4 protein-coding genes are annotated in these 3,329 nt (G+C 50.0%); 2 read left to right on the plus strand and 2 right to left on the minus strand.

Features of this window, described 5'->3' with window-relative positions:
• The first annotated feature begins 427 nt into the window (after nucleotides 1-427).
• Nucleotides 428-1,189, plus strand: coding sequence for an SDR family oxidoreductase (locus NKF26_RS23885; protein WP_253227498.1), 762 nt, complete (start codon nucleotides 428-430; stop codon nucleotides 1,187-1,189).
• Here NKF26_RS23885 and NKF26_RS23890 read toward each other — a convergent pair.
• On the minus strand, nucleotides 1,161-1,436 hold the full coding sequence (locus NKF26_RS23890) for a hypothetical protein (RefSeq protein WP_253227497.1): 276 nt from the start codon (nucleotides 1,434-1,436) through the stop codon (nucleotides 1,161-1,163). The genes NKF26_RS23885 and NKF26_RS23890 overlap by 29 nt on opposite strands.
• Nucleotides 1,437-1,657: 221 nt before the next feature.
• Between NKF26_RS23890 and NKF26_RS23895 the strand changes: the two genes are divergently transcribed.
• A complete protein-coding gene (locus NKF26_RS23895; RefSeq protein ID WP_253227496.1) occupies nucleotides 1,658-1,909 on the plus strand; it encodes a hypothetical protein in 252 nt (83 codons plus the stop codon).
• Between the two features lie 247 nt (nucleotides 1,910-2,156).
• On the opposite strand, the gene NKF26_RS23900 is transcribed toward NKF26_RS23895, so the two are convergent.
• Entirely contained in the window at nucleotides 2,157-2,432 is a 276-nt protein-coding gene (locus NKF26_RS23900; RefSeq protein ID WP_253227495.1) for a winged helix-turn-helix domain-containing protein, read from the minus strand.
• Between the last annotated feature and the right edge of the window lie 897 nt (nucleotides 2,433-3,329).

Raw genomic sequence — 3,329 nt, forward strand, 5'->3', positions numbered from 1 at the left:
CGCGTCGCCGAACTCGTTGGTACTGCCACGCGTGAATCAGTTCGTGCCGGACGGTGGAACTGAATTGCTCCTACCCGTGTTGTTCGTCGGCCGTCCAGGTCAGTGCAATCGTGATTGCCTCTGTTGCAGGGCCGTACTTCGTGACGCCTGCCTGTCGTTGGGCTTGGTGTGAAATCTCCCAATCGATCGTTTCGACGGGCAGATCTGGGAAGTGTTCGGCGGCGACGTTTGTTGCGTGCTGTCGTGCTCGGTCGAGCAGATCCGTTGGTGTCTTCGGTGTATCGCTGCTGCCGATAGAAACACGATTTTTTTAGACCAGGGTGTGATTGATAGCGGGCCGAAAACCTTTTGTTTCGACTTTTTAGTACCGGTCAACGTCTCCGCCAACGAATTTCTCTTTCATATGGACCACTGAAACCAGGATCCGATGACTACAATCACTGACGATCTCGAAGGGAAGACTGCACTAGTAACCGGCGCCTCCTCAGGTATTGGTGAGTCAACTGCAGAAACGCTAAGCGAAGCAGGCGCAAGCGTCGCACTCGCTGCCCGCCGCGAAGACGAACTTGCACAGCTTGCGAACCGCATCGAGTCCAAAGACGGTGAGGCGCTCGTTATCCCAACCGACGTCACTAACGAGGAGGACATCCGAGAGATGATTGACCGAACCCAGGAGGAGTTCGGGACCCTCGATATTCTCATCAACAACGCAGGCGTGATGTTGCTTGAGCAGGTCGAGGATGCCAATACGGATAACTTCCGTCAGATGGTCGAGGTAAATCTGCTTGGCATGATGAATACTGCTCACGCGGCCCTCCCGATCATGCAAGACCAGGGCGAAGGTCACATTGTGAATATTTCCTCCGTTGCTGGACGAAAGGCATATGCCGGGTCAAGTGGCTATAATGCAACGAAATTCGGCGTAAACGGCTTTTCTGAGGCCCTCCGCGAAGAGGTCACTGGTGAGAATGATATCCGTGTGACGCTCATTGAGCCTGGCTATGTCGATACTGAACTCGCCGAGCATATTCCAGATGACGAGCAGAAATCCCAGGCGGAGCAGATGCTAGAGTCGATGGATGCACTAAGTCCCGACGATATTGCTCGATCTATCGCGTACGCTGTAGGCCAACCTCCGCATGTGGATGTCAATGAGATACTTATCCGGCCAACCGACCAAGAACTCTGAAATTTTTGCGCTCAGATCTGTTATACCGTAATGCTCGATAGACATAATGCGGGCACTTACAGGCCATCAGTTCGTCAGTCACGTTGTCCAGCGTCACATCGTATTGATCCTCAACGGGATTGTCGTGGCTCTCATTAGTTACTTCGACCATTCCGGGGGCATCGACGTTGAAGGAGAACTGTTCCCACTGGGCGCGTTTCTGTGCTGTCTCGTCAGCTTCAAGTTCACGAGGCGATTTCGTTGACATGGTCTTTCAACGGGTTTCGGAAGACCGGTGCCGGGTGTGCCAGCACCCGGTGCGTTTCTACACGCCTGAAGATGTCGTTAAGTGTTCAAAGATTATAGACAAATTATCAATATTAGACTTGTTCTTTTCTATTATTTCAAGGATAAACTCTGATATTTATCCGGATGTATGGTAACGCTTAACATGATGGGGGCAGCAGGAGCGATATAGGTTGATTAATAGTGATTGAACGACCAAACGATGATACAACGAACGAAACACCAATCTACTACCAGAAAAAAGCTATTCTGCCAGTACTGGTAATTTGCTTTGGGGTTCTCATCTATTCTGGACTTACCGTTGGCACCACCACCGGCAGTTTTGTCGCGATAGTGTTTGGGTTCTTTTTGATGGTAATTGGGACATTCAGGAACCTTTCCGCTTCCGACAATACGGATGACGATTCCGACTATAGAGAAAAGATGGCGAAGTAAGTGAAACTTTTCGTATATCGCGGTCGAGATGGAACGGCGGCCAGTGCACCAGTGGATTGAGGAGTTGCATGAACGAGGTGCGTTAGAACGTGGGAAATTGAGCCCACGAGTGATTATCTGGTGGATCCCCAAAGAATAGTAGCAATAGGTACCTCAGTTAGCGATTTTCGGTTTCGCACATCTCTGTTTTCAGCTTAGTTTTGAATTGATTGTGTAGAGCAGTCGTCTTTTACGTGGTTATACATAATTATTCGAAGGTAAGAGAATAGCAGCGTTTTCGTGCATCAGTATATGAGGAGCGTGAATTGACGAGATCGTGGTTTTCGAGTTGGGTGAGTGCGTAGCGAACCGTCCGTGCTGGGAGTAAGGTTTTATCGGCGAGTTCACCCTGTGTGAGCCCATCGTCGTTGTATTCGAGTGTCTTTACAACCAGTTTTGCACTTGGTGGAAGCTTGGACAGCACGTCAGTCGGTGGTTTTGTTTCTGGATCGTCTGTGTCGTCTGGCGTTGGGCGTTGTTGCATTAGTCAGAATATGTATCTAGTAACTCAAGGCACCGTTGCTATGACAGAGATGTCTGTCGGATTGAAACTGTTCATTTAGGGATATCGTTGGGGGTGAGTGGAAAGAAGAATGCGAGGGATGGGATTCGAACCCATAGTCGCCTACGCGAGCGGGTCTTAAGCCCATCATCCCTGGCTTGACTTGGCAACCTTTGCTCATCAGGTGGGTCCATCGGTCAGAATAAATGATTCACTAATTCTGAGAGGTGATATAATAGGATGATCGGTAGTATGTGCAATATCATGTCCCACGAGAACATTATCTTGAGAGATCGGGACCGAACTCACAGACAAATTGCCATTGTGATCCTACCCATCTGGCACCTATAGCAGGGAAGGACGACTCGCAGATCCCGATGAATGAAAGAGAATGTGTAATCAGGTTAGGAATACAGACTAACAATAGGGACTTAAACTACTGATCTAACCATACAGTTCGACTTCTCTGGATTATTCGGAGTGGAGTGCCCCACCTTGTTTCACCTCAGACGCATGCATACACTCAAAGCACCCGAATTCCTCATCGTCATTGGTACCGAAGATACGAGCAAAGTCTCTCGTAAAGAACGCCCCACAGTTGCGGCAACGATGATCACCCGGATACGATCCGCTCGGGGTATTCTGGTGTGTCTGTACAGTATTCCCTTGCGCAAGTATAGAGTTGGGCATTGTGGTGATTGAGTGCGTTCTCGTGTTGTTGTTTCTCGGTGCGAGACTTCCCAGTCGATCGCCTCGACGGGCAGATCTGGGAAGTGTGGGCGGCGACGTCTGCCGCGTGCTGTCGTGCTCGATCGAGCAGGGCTGTCGGTGTCTCGGGTGTATCGTCAGTCACAGTGCTCGCGCTTTCCGTCAGCGTTC

The sequence above is a fragment of the Haladaptatus sp. AB618 genome, from assembly GCF_024136965.1.
GTDB lineage: Archaea > Halobacteriota > Halobacteria > Halobacteriales > Haladaptataceae > Haladaptatus.